Source organism: Frankia sp. Mgl5 (assembly GCF_023242985.1).
GTDB lineage: Bacteria > Actinomycetota > Actinomycetes > Frankiales > Frankiaceae > Parafrankia > Parafrankia soli.
The window spans coordinates 1-238 of sequence record NZ_JALKFY010000335.1; the positions used below are offsets into that span (position 1 = coordinate 1).

The 238-nt window shown below is 54.6% G+C and carries 1 protein-coding gene; it reads right to left on the reverse strand.

All coding sequences use genetic code 11. The features are described from left to right. Positions 1 to 238: flotillin family protein (locus MXD62_RS40430; RefSeq protein WP_248828999.1), on the reverse strand; the 238-nt coding region annotated here is incomplete at both ends.

Here is a 238-nt window from a genome sequence, read left to right on the forward strand (position 1 = left end):
CGCCTGTTTAATCCGCGCTTCCTTGTCCGCTTCCGCCTGGGAGATAGTCGCATCCCGCTTCACCGCAGCAATTTGCGGAATCCCCAGAGCAGCCAGGTACCCGTTTTTGTCGCGCACATCCTTGATGGTGAAGCTGACGACAGACAAGCCCATCTTTTTCAAATCCTTGGCGGCAACCGACTGTACCTCTTGGGCAAACCGTTCCCGATTCTTGTAGATCTCCTCTACCGTCATGCTT